Source organism: Bacillus sp. BC08 (genome assembly GCF_054326875.1).
Genome location: NZ_JBTGPA010000027.1, coordinates 154,305 through 170,912, shown reverse-complemented (window position 1 = coordinate 170,912; position 16,608 = coordinate 154,305). Strand labels below are relative to the sequence as shown.

Here is a 16,608-nt window from a genome sequence, read left to right as displayed (position 1 = left end):
GTCTTTTTTGTTATCGGAATAATTTGAAAGGGGTTTCATAGTGGGTTCGAAATATATGATTGGTGTAGATATTGGAACAACTAGTACAAAAGCAGTTTTGTTTTCGATTGATGGATCTGTTATTGCAAGTCATGGAATTGAATATCCTTTATATTCTCCTACGCCAGAAACAGCAGAACAAGATCCAGAAGAGATTTTTCAAGCGGTTATACATACGATTAAAGAAACTATACAATCAAGTAATGTGCAGCCAGTTGATATTCTTTGTGTTTCTTTTAGTTCGGCCATGCATAGTGTCATTGCTGTAGACGAAGCAGGGAAGCCGTTAACGAGATGTATCACTTGGGCAGATAATAGAAGCGCGAGCTGGGCAGAAAAAATAAAAAATGATATGAATGGTCATGAAATTTACCTTCGTACTGGGACACCAATCCATCCTATGTCACCAATTTCAAAGTTAGTTTGGCTTAAAAATGAGCATGCTGAACTGTTTGCCAAAAGCTATAAATTCATCTCTATTAAAGAGTATGTTTTCTATAAGTTATTTAAGGAATATGTAATTGATTATTCTATTGCATCAGCGACAGGAATGTTCAATTTGAAATCTTTAAAATGGGATGAAGAGGCCTTGCGTGTTGCAGGAATTACAGATGAAAAGCTATCTACAGTTGTTCCAACGACGCACAGTTTAATAGGGATACATGAAGAACTTGCAAGAGAGATGAATGTACTTGTTACTACTCCTTTTATAGTCGGTGCCAGTGATGGGGTACTATCGAATTTAGGTGTAAATGCAATAGAACCTGGAGTAGTTACTATTACAATTGGTACAAGCGGTGCGGTGCGAGTTGTCACAAATCAGCCTGTAACGGATCCGAAGGGTAGGACTTTTTGTTACGCGTTAACTGAGGAACTTTGGGTAATTGGTGGACCGGTGAATAATGGCGGTATGATTTTTAGGTGGGTTCGTGACCAGTTATGTGCGTTAGAAGTTGAGCAAGGGGAGCGCTTAGGAAAAGGTCCTTATGAATTGCTTACGGAAATAGCAGCAAAAGTGAATCCTGGATCTGACGGTTTATTATTTCATCCGTATTTAGCAGGAGAAAGAGCTCCCTTATGGAATGCGAATGCACGGGGGTCTTTCTTTGGGCTTGGACTACATCATAAGAAAGAACATCTTATCCGTGCTGTTTTAGAGGGAATCATTTATAACTTGTATACAGTTCTTCTTGCTTTAAAAGAGCTAATTGGTGAACCGAAAAAAATTCAAGCGACAGGTGGCTTTGCAAGATCGAAACTTTGGAGACAGATGATGGCAGATATTTTTCATCAAGACGTATACGTTCCGGAAAGTTTCGAAAGCTCTTGCTTAGGAGCGGCAATTCTCGGGTTATATAGTTTAGGTGAAGTAGACTCATTACACGTAGTTTCTGAAATGGTAGGTGCCAACTTTTATCATGAGCCAAACATGGAAAGTGTGGAGAAATATAAAGAATTAACACCGATCTATATTCGTTTGGCCCGTCATCTGGAAGAAGAATATGAAAGTATAGCAGCTTTTCAAAAAAAGTGGGTTTAGAGGCTATTTGGCAGGAAAATATGGTAACGTATAAAGAGGTACTCAAGTTTTTTAAGATGTTCTTTCAAAAAATAGTTTAAGGTTGTTCTGTAAAAAATATGATGAACAAAAACTATAGGGAGAGGGTTATGAAAATGGCGGATAACAAAGAGTTTATTGGATATGTTGGAACGTACACGAAAGAAAATAGTGAAGGAATATATAAGTTTACGTTAGACACGAAAGCAAAAAAAATTAGTAATGTAACACTTGCGGCTAAGCTGGATAACCCTACATATATAACGATTAGCAAAAATAATGAATATCTCTATTCTGTTGCTAAGGAAGGCGAATCTGGTGGTGTAGCTGCTTATTCGATTCATAGTCATACTGGAGAGTTAACAGAACAAAACAGACAGGTAGTAGAAGGGGCTTCTCCTTGTCATATTAGTGTCGATAGTGGAAATCGTACGGTAGTTACAGCGAATTACCATAAAGGAACGATTGAGTCTTTTGTAGTAGATGAGGAAAATGGGACTGTTAATGCTGCCTCTATTATTACACATGAAGGTTCAGGTCCGAATAAAGAAAGACAAGAAAAACCACATGCACATTACGCGGGATATACTCCTGATGAAAAATATGTAGTGGGTGTTGATTTAGGGATTGATAAAATACTTACGTATGAAATAAAAGATAGTAAGTTAAAAGAAGTGAATAGCTTGTCTGTGAACCCAGGAAGTGGTCCGAGACATATTGCTTTTCACCCGAACGGAAAGTACGCTTATGTGATGACTGAACTTAGTTCGGAAGTCATTGTGTTAACGTATCATCCGGAAGAAGGGTCCTTTACAGAGTTGCAGTATATTTCTACTGTTCCGAAAGAATTTGATGACAATAGTCAAGGAAGTGCGATTCATATTTCTTCTGACGGCCGTTTTGTATATGCAGCGAACCGCGGCCATAATAGTATCGCTGTTTTCAGTGTGGATCAAAATTCAGGTCAGCTTACATTTGTTGCACATACATCTACAGAAGGAAATTGGCCGAGGGACTTTGTATTAGACCCGACTGAAAAGTTTCTTATTGCTACAAATGAAAAGTCACATAACCTTGTGCTATTTTCAAGAAATGAAACGACAGGAAAATTAACACTGCTACAGTCTGATGTTGTTGTACCAGAGCCTGTTTGTGTAAAGTTTTTGAACGTTTAATTGGAGTTTCAATGCATATAGAAACGTCGTTATTTGTCGGTAAGTCGATATCCTTTGTCGAAACGTCGATATATTAAAAAAATCGTTGATATAATTTCAAATCCCCAAAAACAGTAAAAAGCAAAGCGATATCGCTTTGCTTTTTACTGTTTCTTTTTCGGTCTACGTACTAATTCGCCGCCGCAGTTTGGGCAAACGTTGTGTCTTTCTTCTGTACATGGTGCACAAAATGTACATTCATACACGCAAATGTAAGCTTCGGAATTTGATTCGAGAGATTGATCGCAAATTTGACAGTTTGTTTTCATTTCAAGTGCCATAGTAAGTCTCCTTTTAATTTGAATATTTGTAATTTAATTATAATTCATTTGATAGAAGCTGTCTTTTTCAATTGAAAGGAAATTGCATGATAAAGTTATGATTTGAAATGAAAGAGGCTCTTTTATTTTAAAATTGATTATTTCATGCAGTTGGAATATTATGAAATAGTCAAAAGACAACAGGGGGTATATATTTTGACTAATCATAACGATCATTTAAAAGCAAACTGCGAAAAATGCTTCGGTCTATGTTGCGTGGCGTTACCGTTCGCAGCATCGGTAGATTTTGCGGTGAATAAAGATGGTGGGAAGCCATGTTCTAACTTACAGTCAGATTATAAATGTAGCATACATAAAAATCTTAGAGAAAAAGGTTATAAAGGTTGTACAGTATTTGAATGTTTCGGCGCTGGGCAGAAGATTTCGCAAGTTACGTTTAACGGGATTGATTGGCGGAAAGATGCTAAGCATGCGAGAAAAATGTATGATGCTTTTCCGATTATGCATCAGCTTCATGAAATGCTTTGGTATTTGAATGAGGCTATTCTTTTACAGGCGACACAATCGATTCATAAAGAACTAAGTAAAGCAATTGAAGAGACGGAGCGTCTTTCAAATTTACATGCGGATGAGTTAATGAAAGTAAATATTCCGTTACACCGTGCAGAAGTAAATGTGTTACTTTTAGAAACGAGTGAGCTAGTTTGGAAGGAAATGAATGCCACGCATAAGAAACGAATGAGTCACCGCGGGGCAGACCTTATGGGGGCAAATTTGAAGAAGAAAGATTTGCAAGGAGCGAATTTAAGAGGAGCATACTTAATTGCGGCTAACTTAAATGGAGCAAACTTAAGAGGAGCAGATCTTATCGGAGCAGATTTGCGAGATGCAGATATTCGCGGGGCGGATTTTACAAATAGTATTTTTCTGACGCAAGTTCAAATTAACGCGGCGAAAGGGGATACACATACGAAATTACCGAAAATGTTGTCCCGTCCATCGCATTGGAGTGCGTAAAGAGTATGGAACAGGCAGAGATTAAAAATCTCTGCCTGTTTTTTATTTCTTTTCAAAAGTAGTAATGAAAACACTACATATAATAAGAATACCACCAATAAAAAAGTTACTATTTAATGTTTCATTTAATAAGAGCCAACCAAGCAATGATCCGACGATAGGTTGGAAGAAGAAAAATAAGGAACCGATGCTTGCGTCCATTAATTCTAATCCTTTATTCCAAAGGAAAAAGGCACCTGCTGTTGAGACGACTCCTAAGTAAACTACGCCTAATATTACGTACGTATTTACTGTTTCGATAGAGGTTGATTGTAGTTCCCATATCATAAAAGGTGTAATGAAAAAGAGTGAAAAGAAAATGGCGTACGTTGTAATAACTAAAGATGAAAATCGAGTTGAAGCGATTTTTACATAAATGGATAGTAAAGCCCACGTAATAGCTGCTCCAACTAATATGATTGTACCGATAAAATAGGAGCCAATTTCAATATCCCATCCGATTACGATAATGACACCGATTGTCGCTATGATAGTAGATAGCAGTCTACGAGCGGTTAGTTTTTCTTTTAAAATAATCGCTGCAAATATAACCATAAATGCAGGTGTAGCTGATGTTACTAACGAGCCTGTATGAGCGTCAGATAATTTTGTTCCGATAAATTGACATGTGATCGAAATGAAGTATCCGATAAATCCAATCCAAGCGAATAAAAGCCAATCTTTTTTGCGAATGGTTACTTTCTTCTTTTGCTTTTTCTCAGCTATTTTCAAAATTGCATATAAAACAACAAAAGCGATAATAAAGCGTAGCCAAACGAGTGTCAGTGGTGGGATAAAGTCGAGTACGTATTTACTAACAACATACATACCGCCCCATATACTAGCTGCTAGTGATAAACATATAGCTCCTAAAATTGTTTGTTTCATGTAAAGTACCTCCGTCTATTTTTAGGGTATTATGAGTTCCCTAAGACGAGGCAAAGTGTGTATGTTTTATAAATGCCCGCCTTAGTTTATAGACGGCCTACAGGTTGATCGTTTTCGAATGAAGTGTTGTAGTACATGAGTGCATTCCTCCTTCATATTTTATAATGATATTATAACTTAATTTTCAGTTTATTGGAGGTGTTTCTTTAGAAAATGGTGGTTGTTTAAGAAAGCATAGTATATGGTAGAAAAACATATTTTTAAAATAACAGAAACCAATTACATAACTGATAAGTATAGTAAGAGTAGGATGAAAAAGTAGATTAATAGAGAACGAGGAGGAGATTTACATTACTACAACCGTTATTTCTCATTTTTATAACGAAGAGTATTTATTGCCGTGGTGGCTTGCTCATCATACGAAACTGTTTGATCATGGTATTTTAATTAATAAAGGTTCAACAGATCGTTCGGTTGAAATTTGTAAAAAATTCGCACCACACTGGGAAGTACGAGATTCTGCAAATCCAGAGTTTGATGCGCTAGCGACAGATCATGAAGTAATGATGGTAGAACGAGAAGTAGAAGGATGGAAAATGATTTTAAATACGACTGAGTTTCTTTGTGTGCAAGATAAAAATCAGTTTTGGAAATCACTGAATGAATTGGGAGGGAGGATGTATTGGCTGGAAGGGCTTATTATGGTCGATGATCTTAACTATAATTATCCAGACCTTAACTTTGGAATACCTTTAATGAAACAGCGATTTCACGGTTATTTACCAGAAGATTGGCCGTTATGGAGAAGAGGTAGATTTATTCATAATCATGAACACGGAAGTTATACGGTTGGAAGACATTTATCTGCACATGAATCTATGATTTATCCGCCACTTGCTTGTATATTATGGTTTGGATTTAGTCCGTGGAACGATGCGATGAGAAAGAGAAAGTTACAAATTGGTCCGACTCTTTCTGAAGCTAGTAAGCATGGTGGGATGGGAACGCATCATATTATTACACCTGAAAAATTAGAAGAATGGTATAAAGATTTAGCAAGAGGGACGAAGGATTTACGTTTTAGTGGTGCGTATCGTTATGTTTTTTTATAAATGATTCCCACCATAAAATTGTTTCTTCGATTCCTGTATTTAGATCGTATGTTGGTTTCCAGTTTACTTCAGTTTTTAAACGTTCTACATTAACGCCGACGAATAAAGGTTCATTTTTAGAGAAAGGGATTGCGCCTAGTTTAATTAAATGTTCTTTTCCTATCTTTTTAGCAATGATAGAAGCTAATTCTTTAATTTGTACAGATTGACCAGAAGCGATATTGATTGTGCCTGTAACGTCGTGTTCTAATATTGTTACGAGAGCATCAGCGACGTCACTCACATGGAGGAAATCTCTTGATTGTTTTCCATGTGTACATAGTGCTTCCTCATTCTTTAATAAGGAAGTGATAATGTTAGAAACGAGCCGATTCCCTTGTTCGTGAGGGCCATACATATGAAAAATGCGGCCCCAACACATGCTGAGGCCTGTTTGCTCAGCATATGATTGTAGCCAGGAGTGTAGTGCGTTTTTACATAATGAATACGGGGTTTTATAGGAAAGAAGCGGTGAATCTTCAAATAGTACGCCGTTATACCATTCATATTCTGCGCCAGTACCTGCAACAGCGACGCGCTCTCCGCCGCATGTTGTGAAGTGTTGAATTAATGAGATGCTAGATGTAAGCCAATAGTAATTATGAATCGATACATAACACGCTGGCGGCACTGCTTCCCAAGCTAAATGAATGAGATGACTAGGCTTCATGTCGTAAATGAGTTTTTTTACTTCTTCATCGCAAAGTAAGTTTACTTTATGCCAATGACAAGAAAGGTGAGAGGGTTTATTTGTATTGTAAGTGGCGTGCACTTCATAGCCCTTTTGTATAAGAGAATTTACAACATATTTACCAATCCATCCACTACCGCCTGTTATAAGGATTTTTTTCATGGCTCAATTACCTCAACTTCTGGTATCGTTACTAAAAATTTGCCGCCCCATTCACGAATGAAAGAGCATTCTTTCATAATTTCATCTTTTAAATTCCAAGGGAGAATGAGGATGTAATCTGGTTTTGTACGCTTAATTTTTTCTGGAGATTGTATTGGAATACGAGTTCCTGGTAGAAGAAGATTTTGTTTGTGAGGGTTTTTATCTACTGTATAAGCTAGAAATTCTTTTCCAATCCCGCAATAATTTAAAAGGGTGTTTCCTTTAGCGGGAGCACCATAACCGATAATTTGTTTGTTTAAAGCTTTCGCTTCGATAAAAAATTTTAAAATATTTATTTTCAATTGTTCGATGTGTTTAGAGAAAAGGAGATAGCAATCTAATGTATTTAGCCCGTGATCTATTTCTTTTTGGATTATATTTGTAACAGTGGAATGGATTGTGGATGAATTACTGTGATGGTTTACAAAAATACGCAAGGAACCACCGTGCGTTGCAAGCTCTTCTACATCGACAATTTGTAAATGATGATGAGCTAAAACTTTTTGAAGACTTATAAGTGAGAAATAGGAGAAATGCTCATGGTATATAGTATCAAACTGTTTAAATGATATGAGATTTAATAAGTGCGGGAATTCAATTGTTATCGTGCCATCTTGTTTTAATAACGTTTTTAAACCTGCGACAAAATCATGTAAGTTCGGAACGTGTGCTAATACGTTATTTGCGACGATTAAATCTGCTTGAGGTAACCTTTTTGCTAAGTCATTGCTGAAAAAATTCACTTCAGTAGGGATTCCTTTTTGGATAGCGATTTCCGCTACATTTTTTGCTGGTTCAATTCCTAACGTCTCGATATTTTCTTTTTGAAAATATTGTAATAAATACCCGTCGTTACTTGCGATTTCAATCACTTTCGAATGGTTTGTTAAGTTAAAACGCTTAATTGCCATTTCTACATATTGCTTAGCGTGTAGTAGCCAGCTTGATGAGTAAGAACTGAAGTATAAATAGTCATGAAAAATATTGTGCGGAGATTCAAATTCATCTAATTGTACAAGCAAACAAGAGTTACAAACAAATGTGTGCAGCGGATAAAATGGCTCCAATTTATATGAGTTTTCAGGAGCTACAAATGAGTTAGCGAGAGGGGAAACTCCTAAATCTAAAAAAGTATTTGTTAGTAATGAGTGGCAAAAACGGCATTTTTTCTGTTCCATTTTATAGCCCCCCTTATAAATTTTTGAATGCATCGATTTGTTGTCGCGTGAAAGATTCCATATTTTCACCAGATGCATATTTTTTGTACCAATCAACGGTCCAAGCGATAGAATGGTCTGTTGATAACTTAGGTGTCCAACCGAGTTTATTTATTGCTTTTGTACTATCGAGTGTTAAGATAGGTGATTCATAAGGAGTGTTTGTATGAGGAGAAAGGATGGTTAGTGGTTGATTCCATAATTTCATTATTGATTGAATGACATCATGAACGGTTCTGTTAGGTTCATTCATCGGACCGAAATTCCACGCTGTTGCATATTCAGCGTTTTTCCAAAGCTTTTCAGCTAAAAGGATATATCCATGTAAAGGATCTAATACGTGTTGCCACGGGCGAATAGCGTGTTTGTTTCTAATATTTAACGTACCATCTTGTAAATACGCACGAATGACATCTGGGAATAATCGGTCTTTTGCCCAATCACCGCCGCCGATGACGTTACCTGCTCTTACTGAGGCAAGTTTCTGAGTGTTAGTGCGGAAGAATGATTTTTGATAGGATGTTGCAACTAGTTCAGCACACGCTTTACTAGCGCTATAAGGGTCGAAACCACCTAACCGGTCAGTTTCCACGAATGCCTGGTTACCGCTCCCGTCATTTTCATAGCATTTATCACTTGTAACATTAATGATACTACGTATACTGTCTATCTGTTTTGCAGCTTCTAATACGTGGACAGTACCTAAAACATTTGTTTTAAATGTTTCGATAGGATTTTTGTATGAAATGGTGACAATCGGCTGGGCTGCTAAATGAAAAAGTATGTCCGGGTTATGTTGTTTCAGGGCACGGAATAAAGGATCGTAATCTGTAATGTCGCCATTAATGGTTATACAATCTTTTGCTACGTTACCTTGTTCAAAAAGGTTAGGGATGGATGGAGGCTGAGAAGAGTATCCGATTATTTCTGCACCTAATGAAGTTAAAAAAAGAGTGAGCCATGAGCCTTTAAAGCCGGTATGTCCTGTAATAAATACTTTTTTCTTATTCCAAAAAGATGATGAAGCCATATTACCAAACCTTCCACGGAGCGTTATTATTTTCCCATAGCTCGACTAATTTATTTTTATCGCGCAATGTATCCATAGGATGCCAAAAATCAGTATGTTGATATGCGGCTAATTCGTTTTTGTTTACTAACTGAACTAAAGTGTCTGTTTCAAAAACTGACTTATCTCCACTGATGTAATTGAAAACATCAGGATTTAAAATGAAAAATCCACCGTTAACCCACCCACCATCACCTAATGGCTTCTCTTGAAAAGATGTGACAGACTGTTTATCTAAGACAAGAGAACCAAATCTACCAGGAGGTTGTACGGTTGTAACAGTAGCTATTTTTCCATGTTTTTTATGAAATGCAATAAGATCTTGTATATTTACATTGCTTAATCCATCACCATAAGTAAGGCAAAAAGGTTCGTCCCCGACGTAATTTTGTATTTTTTTAATCCGTCCACCTGTTTCAGTATTTAGACCGGTATCGATCAGTGTAACTTTCCACGGTTCAATACGATGAGAATGACTAGTAATTGTATTGTCGCTTAAATGTATTGTGAAATCTGACATGTGTAAGTTGTAATTTAGAAAGAATTCTTTAATTGCATATCCTTTATAGCCTAAGCAAATAATAAACTCAGTAATGCCGTAATGGCTATACAAACTCATAATGTGCCATAGAATAGGCTTTGTTCCAATTTCAATCATAGGTTTTGGTTTTAAATGTGTTTCTTCCCCAATCCTTGTTCCGTATCCACCTGCAAGAATAACAGCTTTCATTTTTTCCTCCTAAAATAAAAATTTATAATATATACAGTATTCATATGAAATACAAATGGTTTGGTTTTCAGCTAAGTGCGTAAAAATGTGTGGTACATGATAGGATGAGAAATATTAAGGTTTGAATTTAGGGAATAGTTGTTGATACTCGGGGTGATTACGTAGATCTTGTGTCGTCTTAGTTAACAGTAAAAATCGAATTTCGAGTTCTTCAGAGGACTGACCATAATGTGTTTGAAGTCCCATTTGAACGGCCTCTTTTGAGAGGGTAGGTGTAATTTGTAATTTTCTTGCCTTTGTATGTTCGTTCCAAGGGCTAAAATAAAATTTAAAAATGGATGAAGGGGAGTTATAAACAATATGTTGGTGCTGCGTAAAATGTCTACCAGGTAAATATGCGCCGTCAAGATGGTTGTGTATAAATCTCCAGGCACATCCGATTTCTGGTTTGTAAGGAAAAAGACCATGGTATCGTTGCTCTACTAATGGAATAGAATATCTTAGTTTTGAATAATTGTAATTATGCTTATCAATCATGACAATCATTCTAATCGCATACATATTTTGTTCTAACGTATGAAGTGATGAGAAAAATTCTTCTACATTGTTACAATAAAGAAATTCCGTAGTATTTAATACCATTTTCCAACCTGAAACTTCTCTTTCAATTTCCATCACCTCAATATCAGTATTAGTGGGATCGAAATCAAGGAATCTTGAATTTCGAACTTCCCAGTGGGGAGCAAATAATTTGCAAATTTCAACAGAACGATCTGTAGAACCTCTATTAATTAATATGCCGTGATCAAATATTTTTGTATGATGCATAAGCCACCATGGTAATAAATATTCCTCATTATAAAAGTGAGAGATAATTGTCCTGGTGATTTTAATCTCCTCCAATTACATAAATGATGATTTTATTTCAATATTATCATCATATGTTTTACATTAAGTAAGGTTGAAAGAAACGTGTGATTCCATTTTTACATTTTGGTATGGGCATATCGGAAAAACAGTAATCTAACTATATAGATAGAGTTATAGAGTGTGAATATACTACATACTTAGATGGCATGTGGAATTTTGTATAAATTATGAAAAAGAAACCGTCACGTTTGACTGTACAGTTTATGTATTGTATGATGGTAGTAATATAAACAAGGGGGGAAGATCGTTGGGAAGGTGTATCGAATCGGACAGTTGGCTCTCATGGCTCACGTGTCGAAACGAACGATTGATTATTATACGAATCTAGGAATCTTAAAAGCGGAGCGATCTCAATCTAATTATCGCTATTACGACGAAACAGCATTTGAGACATTACAATTTATTGAGAAGTGCAAAGAAATGCATATGCCGCTTTGTGAGATTAAAGAGAAAATCGAGGAGAAGAAGAAGCTGCTCGGTATCAATGAACACGTTTCGAAACATGTGAATGAAGTGACAGACCATATTCATCGATTAGAAGCAGAATTAACGGAGTTAAAGCCGTTATTAGATGGATTGACTGATTCACAACGTGAAAAAATATCGAAATCTTTATCTGGTCAAACGACAGCTTTAATACAGACACTTGCTCTATTATTATAGAAAAAAGTGAAATCCGACCTCTTTAATTTTTGTATCGGGCTATGTTTTCTAAGAAACAAATAAGAAAACATTATAGTATACAGGAGGTGGACACCTTAGTTTTTTAAACTAAGGGGATTCATTGGAAATATTTAATTTAGTCATGGTTGCGATTTTAATCGCATTTACTGGATTTTTCGTAGCAGCAGAGTTTGCGATTGTAAAAATACGTTCAAGTCGTATTGATCAGCTTGTTGCGGAAGGAAAACGCGGTGCTTTAGCAGCGAAAAAAGTAACAACAAATTTAGATGAATATTTATCTGCTTGTCAATTAGGTATTACAGTTACAGCTATGGGATTAGGTTGGTTAGGTGAACCGACAATCGAAAAGTTATTACATCCGTTATTTGAGAAATGGAACTTAAATCCTTCTATTTCATCAGTATTAACATTTGGTCTTGCTTTTATGTTAATGACGTATTTACACGTTGTAGTAGGGGAATTAGCTCCGAAAACGATGGCAATTCAAAAGGCTGAAAAAGTAACGTTGTTATTGGCAACACCGTTAATGATGTTCTATAAGATCATGTATCCATTTATTTGGGTATTAAACGGTTCAGCTCGTGTTGTAACTGGCTTGTTCGGTTTAAAACCAGCTTCAGAACATGAAGTAGCTCATACAGAAGAAGAATTACGTCTTATCCTTTCAGAGAGTTATGAAAGTGGCGAAATTAATCAAGCTGAATACAAGTATGTAAATAACATTTTTGAATTTGATAATCGTATTGCAAAAGAGATTATGGTACCGCGAACAGAAATCGTTGGTTTCTACCTGGAAGATTCAGTAGAAGAACACATGAAAGTAATCCAAAATGAGCGATACACACGTTATCCGATTTTTGGAGAAGATAAAGATGATATTATCGGTATGGTCAATGTAAAAGATTTCTTTATTCGATATATGACCGAGGATCAAAAAGATTTATCATCTATTCGCTCGTATATGCGTCCGATTATTGAAGTGATGGAAACAACTCCAATTCACGATTTATTACTTCAAATGCAGAAGAAGCGAATTCCGATGGCTGTTTTATATGATGAGTACGGAGGAACAGCTGGAATTGTAACGCTTGAGGACATCTTGGAGGAAATCGTCGGCGAAATTCGTGACGAATATGATGAAGATGAAGCACCACCAATTCAACATGTAAATGAGCAACATATCATTGTTGATGGAAAAGTGCTTATCTCAGAAGTGAAAGATTTATTTGGATTGCACATTGAAGAAGACGATGTGGATACAATCGGTGGTTGGATCATGATGCAAAATCATGAAATTGAAGAAGGACAACATGTTGAGGCAGAAGGCTATGAATTTAAAGTGTTAGAAAAAGACGCTTACCAAATTAAACGTGTTGAAATTCGTAAGATGGAACAAGAGCAAGAAGAAGAGAAAGCAGCAACTGTGTAAGTTGCTGCTTTTCTTCTAAAGTATAAAATGCAAAATTAGGAGCGGATATTTTGATTCAAGCAGCCTTACGTGTATATCGATTACAATTGTATGCGATCTTTAGTGGTTTACTACTTATGTGGACGATTACTCCGTTTGGAAAACAAGTAACAGGGTTTGGTATCGGGTTAGCTGTAAGTGCATATTGTCTTTGGTTATTAGCTCGCAGAGTGGAGAAACTGGGGAAAAGTATCGTAATGAAAGAAAAGGCTCCTGGATTAGGAGTTTTAAACCGATTTGCAGCAGCCATTTTAGGGGCCATTATCATGTATGAAATTGAGCATGAAATGGAAATGTGGGCATTTGGTACAGGCATTTTAGGTGGTCACTTTTTAATGATTGCAAATTTAGCTTATGCGAATATGCAGTTAGTGAAAGAGGAAGAGAAGCAAAGGGAACATGCTTCGAAAAACATAGAGCTATGATGAAAGGGGCCTAATGGGGTTCCTTTTTTGTATTTAAGCGAGCTAATGAAAGGAATCAAATTTGCGACAAATATAATACGCTTCTTTTTTACGTTTTTCAATAGTATGAAAAATAATGTGAAAAAATTTAAAAACCCATCGATTTCTAAAGGTTATGTATGTTATTATGACAAAAGACTTTTTGAAAGAGGTGGATACCAATGTTACAAGCGTTACTTATTTTTGTGCTTCAAATTATTTACGTTCCAATTTTGACAATCCGTACGATTTTGCTTGTAAAGAATCAAACAAGATCCGCTGCTGGTGTTGGATTGTTAGAAGGAGCTATTTACATTGTCAGTTTAGGTATTGTGTTTCAAGATTTATCAAATTGGATGAACATCGTTGCCTATGTCATTGGCTTTAGTACAGGACTATTATTAGGCGGGTATATAGAGAATAAATTAGCAATTGGTTATATTACGTATCAAGTTAGTTTACTAGACCGTTGTAATGAATTAGTAGATGAATTACGTCACTCTGGATTTGGCGTTACAGTATTTGAAGGTGAAGGTATTAATTCAATCCGCTATCGCTTAGATATCGTTGCAAAGCGTTCTAGAGAAAAAGAACTGTTAGAAATTATTAATGAAATTGCACCGAAAGCGTTTATGTCTTCTTATGAAATACGCTCATTTAAAGGCGGATATTTAACGAAGGCAATGAAGAAGAGAGCATTAATGAAGAAGAAAGATCATCATGCATCGTAAAGACGAGGGAGTAGTGCTGCATTAAAAGTGCAGTATAAGCCGATATGTAAAAGAGAGGAATCTATTTGATATAGATTCCTCTCTTTTTTATACAAAAAATGTATCTGTTAATTGAAAAACTAAATCGTATAATTATTTTTTCTACTCATTCTCAAATTAATGATTAGCCATATAACTTGAATAAATACAGGTATGATAAAAGTGATTAATAAAACGATAAGTGATATGGATTTAAGTTCAGGTGTTTGAGTAACACCAGCACCATCAACATCTCGTATCCATATAATAGCAGCCCATATTCCAAAAATGATAATCCAAAATAGGTTACCAATCCACCAAGAAATCCATTGTTTTTTCATGTTAACACCCCTTACATTTCTCCTCTGTTAAAAGTATATTTTCGTTCGTTATATTTATAATGAAATGAATATTAAATTAATTTTTTTTAACGGTATATCTAACTTGTTTAAAGGTTACCATTTCTCCATCTTTATCATCATCTTCATTCTGTAAAAGTTGAACTCGTGGCTTGTAGTCTGTCCGATGAGCATCCTTGATACCTGTAATATCAAGTTTGTAGGATTCACCATTCTTTATTTTTTGTTCGAATACTTTTGTATTGGCAACATAAATAAAAGTCACTTTATTTTCATCAATGCCCTCGGTCTTAATTTCTAATTCATTATCTTTTGTTGTAATCGTCGGTGTTAATAATTCAATACTGCCGTTTCCGGTTTCTAAAGAATTTTCTACTATAGTTGAACATCCGGATAATATGATTGCGGTGAATAGCAGAACCATTAATTTCTTTTTCATAACATCCCCCAATTTCAAGTGATTTTTGATTTTGGTAATACTAGACTGCTAGTGTTTTATGTAGATGTTTAGTTAACATTCTTTTTGATTATACCATAATATGTAAAGTTAAACAGGCTGTATATCCAATTTAAGGGAGATTGAAAGTTTACTTATTGCCGTAAATTAGTATTTTTACAGTAGGTATATATCTTCTTTAGGAAATCCTTTTTCATATTTAAAATATGTAGTGAAATAAAACCAATAATTCCTATTCCACCGAGAATAAGCCATAGTGTATACATTCCGCTTAAGTTGGCTGTAAAAGATGTACCGGTATAATTACCGATGATAAAACCAAATGCAAGTGATAGTTGATAAAATCCGAAGTAAGTAGCTGTATAGGTTTCGTTACTGTAATTTGCAATAGCAATATCAGCGTTAGGTAATACGAGTGTTTCACCAATTGTAAATAAAATTACACAAATAAATAACCAATATGGATGCTGGAATAAAGGGATGAGTAAAAAGGAAATGCCCATGAATAAAATACCGTATTTAATAATCGACAGCGTGTTGTATTTGTGAAATAGTTTTCGAAATAACACCATAAATATGACGCCTGTTATTGCATTTATCGTAATAACGAGTGTAGCAAGCTGATTGCTATTACTAATGTTTTTCATATGAAGTGGGAGTGCGACAGTAAGCTGAGTAAACATAATATAGAAGAAAATCATAATAAATGAAAACAGAAGAAAAGACTTGTTTTGTAAGATAGCCTGTAGCCCTAATGTAATAGACGTGTTTTCAGTAGTGACTTGGAAGTGATTTTTAAGTAAGTAAAAGATAAAAGCGAATAACAGCATAAGAGATCCTGTTAGAAAAAAAGCATAGATGGGATCGAGTAAGAGTAAGAACCCTCCGGCAATTGGTCCAATTATTGCACCGCAATTAAAACTAAGGTTTAAATATGTAAATAAATTTTTTCTTGTATGAGCTGGTTGTGAGCCGAATATAGCGCGCGCAGCAGGTTCGTAAAATGCAGTTCCGAAGCCGATAAGTGCAGAAGAAATAGAAATTGTATAGAAATCAGAGCATATTCCTAAAGCGATAAACCCAATTCCTCTTAAAGATAATCCGGCTATCATCATAATGATATAGCCTATTTTGTCAGCGATTAATCCTGAGAATAAAGGGACAATTCGTGATGTGATTGTCATAACCGTCAACACTGTTCCTACTTGGACAGCAGAAAAATGAAGAAAGGTTAATAGATAAATAGCTAAAAATGCGTATACTGCAAAATACCCAAAAGACATAAAAAATGAAGAAATAAGCATGAAACGTATCGGTATTGAGAAACTTTTCATAGAACTCCTCCTAATATTGTAACCAGTAAAATAATTTGATGGTTAACTATTTTATATTATAATTATACATAAAGTCAGAAAAAAGT

General features: G+C 35.5%; 18 protein-coding genes. 8 read left to right on the top strand and 10 right to left on the bottom strand.

Annotation, left to right across the window (positions count from 1 at the left end):
- The first annotated feature begins 37 nt into the window (after positions 1–37).
- Both gntK and ACXVYO_RS07125 read left to right on the top strand, forming a co-directional pair.
- Entirely contained in the window at positions 38–1,579 is a 1,542-nt protein-coding gene (gntK, locus tag ACXVYO_RS07130) for a gluconokinase (RefSeq protein ID WP_458466706.1), read from the top strand.
- A 134-nt stretch (positions 1,580–1,713) separates the two neighbouring features.
- Positions 1,714–2,772, top strand: coding sequence for a lactonase family protein (locus ACXVYO_RS07125; protein ID WP_458466705.1), 1,059 nt, complete (start codon positions 1,714–1,716; stop codon positions 2,770–2,772).
- A 143-nt stretch (positions 2,773–2,915) separates the two neighbouring features.
- Here ACXVYO_RS07125 and ACXVYO_RS07120 read toward each other — a convergent pair whose 3' ends face one another.
- On the bottom strand, positions 2,916–3,092 hold the full coding sequence (locus ACXVYO_RS07120; protein WP_060487780.1) for a DUF1272 domain-containing protein: 177 nt from the start codon (positions 3,090–3,092) through the stop codon (positions 2,916–2,918).
- Between the two features lie 195 nt (positions 3,093–3,287).
- Between ACXVYO_RS07120 and ACXVYO_RS07115 the strand changes: the two genes are divergently transcribed.
- On the top strand, positions 3,288–4,109 hold the full coding sequence (locus tag ACXVYO_RS07115; protein WP_458466460.1) for a pentapeptide repeat-containing protein: 822 nt from the start codon (positions 3,288–3,290) through the stop codon (positions 4,107–4,109).
- 42 nt (positions 4,110–4,151) lie between these two features.
- Here the strand turns inward: ACXVYO_RS07115 and ACXVYO_RS07110 are convergent, their stop codons facing one another.
- Entirely contained in the window at positions 4,152–5,036 is an 885-nt protein-coding gene (locus ACXVYO_RS07110; RefSeq protein WP_458466459.1) for a DMT family transporter, read from the bottom strand.
- A gap of 326 nt (positions 5,037–5,362) precedes the next feature.
- Between ACXVYO_RS07110 and ACXVYO_RS07105 the strand changes: the two genes are divergently transcribed.
- Positions 5,363–6,148: a glycosyltransferase family 2 protein gene (locus ACXVYO_RS07105; RefSeq protein WP_458466704.1), complete on the top strand. Its 786-nt coding sequence runs from the start codon at positions 5,363–5,365 to the stop codon at positions 6,146–6,148.
- On the opposite strand, the gene ACXVYO_RS07100 is transcribed toward ACXVYO_RS07105, so the two are convergent.
- The 5 genes from ACXVYO_RS07100 to ACXVYO_RS07080 form a co-directional block, all read right to left on the bottom strand.
- The gene (locus ACXVYO_RS07100; RefSeq protein WP_458466458.1) at positions 6,117–7,040 is read right to left on the bottom strand and encodes an NAD-dependent epimerase/dehydratase family protein; all 924 of its coding nucleotides are present in this window, start codon (positions 7,038–7,040) and stop codon (positions 6,117–6,119) included. The genes ACXVYO_RS07105 and ACXVYO_RS07100 overlap by 32 nt on opposite strands.
- Entirely contained in the window at positions 7,037–8,260 is a 1,224-nt protein-coding gene (locus ACXVYO_RS07095) for a methyltransferase domain-containing protein (protein WP_458466457.1), read from the bottom strand. The genes ACXVYO_RS07100 and ACXVYO_RS07095 overlap by 4 nt, the downstream gene beginning before the upstream one ends.
- A 13-nt stretch (positions 8,261–8,273) precedes the next feature.
- A complete protein-coding gene (gene rfbG, locus ACXVYO_RS07090) occupies positions 8,274–9,329 on the bottom strand; it encodes a CDP-glucose 4,6-dehydratase (protein ID WP_458466456.1) in 1,056 nt (351 codons plus the stop codon).
- Between the two features lies 1 nt (position 9,330).
- Positions 9,331–10,098, bottom strand: coding sequence for a glucose-1-phosphate cytidylyltransferase (gene rfbF, locus ACXVYO_RS07085; protein ID WP_458466455.1), 768 nt, complete (start codon positions 10,096–10,098; stop codon positions 9,331–9,333).
- A gap of 114 nt (positions 10,099–10,212) precedes the next feature.
- Positions 10,213–10,926, bottom strand: a complete 714-nt coding sequence (locus ACXVYO_RS07080; protein ID WP_458466454.1) for a glycosyltransferase family 2 protein — start codon at positions 10,924–10,926, stop codon at positions 10,213–10,215.
- 357 nt (positions 10,927–11,283) lie between these two features.
- Between ACXVYO_RS07080 and ACXVYO_RS07075 the strand changes: the two genes are divergently transcribed.
- The 4 genes from ACXVYO_RS07075 to ACXVYO_RS07060 all read left to right on the top strand — a co-directional run bounded on the left by ACXVYO_RS07075 (position 11,284) and on the right by ACXVYO_RS07060 (position 14,354).
- On the top strand, positions 11,284–11,691 hold the full coding sequence (locus ACXVYO_RS07075; protein ID WP_087958918.1) for a MerR family transcriptional regulator: 408 nt from the start codon (positions 11,284–11,286) through the stop codon (positions 11,689–11,691).
- A gap of 121 nt (positions 11,692–11,812) precedes the next feature.
- Complete coding sequence (locus ACXVYO_RS07070) at positions 11,813–13,141, top strand: hemolysin family protein (protein WP_458466453.1); 1,329 nt, start codon at positions 11,813–11,815, stop codon at positions 13,139–13,141.
- Between the two features lie 50 nt (positions 13,142–13,191).
- Positions 13,192–13,605 carry an ATP synthase subunit I gene (locus ACXVYO_RS07065; protein ID WP_046957915.1) on the top strand — a complete coding sequence of 138 codons (414 nt, stop codon included), beginning with the start codon at positions 13,192–13,194 and terminating at the stop codon, positions 13,603–13,605.
- A gap of 200 nt (positions 13,606–13,805) precedes the next feature.
- Complete coding sequence (locus tag ACXVYO_RS07060) at positions 13,806–14,354, top strand: DUF2179 domain-containing protein (protein WP_002172712.1); 549 nt, start codon at positions 13,806–13,808, stop codon at positions 14,352–14,354.
- A gap of 119 nt (positions 14,355–14,473) precedes the next feature.
- Here the strand turns inward: ACXVYO_RS07060 and ACXVYO_RS07055 are convergent, their stop codons facing one another.
- The 3 genes from ACXVYO_RS07055 to ACXVYO_RS07045 form a co-directional block, all read right to left on the bottom strand.
- Entirely contained in the window at positions 14,474–14,713 is a 240-nt protein-coding gene (locus tag ACXVYO_RS07055; RefSeq protein WP_458466452.1) for a DUF3923 family protein, read from the bottom strand.
- Positions 14,714–14,789: 76 nt separating this feature from the next.
- Positions 14,790–15,170: a hypothetical protein gene (locus ACXVYO_RS07050; protein ID WP_458466451.1), complete on the bottom strand. Its 381-nt coding sequence runs from the start codon at positions 15,168–15,170 to the stop codon at positions 14,790–14,792.
- A gap of 152 nt (positions 15,171–15,322) precedes the next feature.
- Positions 15,323–16,522 carry an MDR family MFS transporter gene (locus ACXVYO_RS07045; protein ID WP_458466450.1) on the bottom strand — a complete coding sequence of 400 codons (1,200 nt, stop codon included), beginning with the start codon at positions 16,520–16,522 and terminating at the stop codon, positions 15,323–15,325.
- Positions 16,523–16,608: the final 86 nt, after the last annotated feature.